The sequence below is a fragment of the Methylococcus sp. S1M genome (assembly GCF_051295855.1).
Taxonomy (GTDB): domain Bacteria; phylum Pseudomonadota; class Gammaproteobacteria; order Methylococcales; family Methylococcaceae; genus Methylococcus; species Methylococcus capsulatus.
Window position 1 is genome coordinate 1 of sequence record NZ_JBPDXO010000036.1, and the last position, 603, is coordinate 603.

At 62.9% G+C, this 603-nt stretch carries 2 protein-coding genes; both read right to left on the reverse strand.

Annotation, left to right across the window (positions count from 1 at the left end):
• Window positions 1–236, reverse strand: a 236-nt coding sequence (locus ACSHWJ_RS15970) for a hypothetical protein (protein ID WP_432540108.1), incomplete at its 3' end; no start/stop codon positions are given.
• Window positions 237–244: 8 nt separating this feature from the next.
• A partial coding sequence (locus ACSHWJ_RS15975; RefSeq protein ID WP_432540109.1) for a hypothetical protein occupies window positions 245–603 on the reverse strand: 359 nt, incomplete at its 5' end.

The window sequence follows — 603 nt, forward strand, 5'->3', positions numbered from 1 at the left end:
GGCTGGTCGGAGACGTAGCAGACCGCTCGCAGCGGATCATCCTGGTTTCCGGGTGGCGTTGAGGCTGCGACCAGTGCGCCGAGCGCGGATTCGTCTACGCGGGCGGCCAACGTTTTGACGACATCGGCGACGCGGGCTGGCAGGTCATCGGGGTGGATCGGCATCACGCGAAGGGCGGACAGCTCGCTTTTGAGCTGGGCAATCTGGGCGCGAACGGTTTCGATTCCTTTGAGCAAGTTTTTGTTCATGCAGCGGTGCCTCCGGTGTGGATTTTTCCGTCGTGCTGGCGCGCGAATTCGTGGAGTCGTGCCAGCGGGACCGCCGATGCGTCGAAGCGAGCGCGCTCGCGTCTGGCTTCGTCCTGGAGTTCAGCGAGGGTGGCTTGGGCCTCGATCAGTTCTTCGGCGATGGCTGCCAGTCCAGGCGCGTTGTGTTTCTCGGCAGCCTGTAAAGCCGCTTCTGGGTCGAAGCGCAGTTCGTGCCAAATTTCGGCGATTTCCTTAGGGCAGGGAGCGCCGCTCGAAAAGAAGGACTCGAAGCGGTGGCGCAGTAAGTCGACGTTTCTGCGCTGCTCTGCGGCCTCGGTGGTCGCCAAGTTCATCG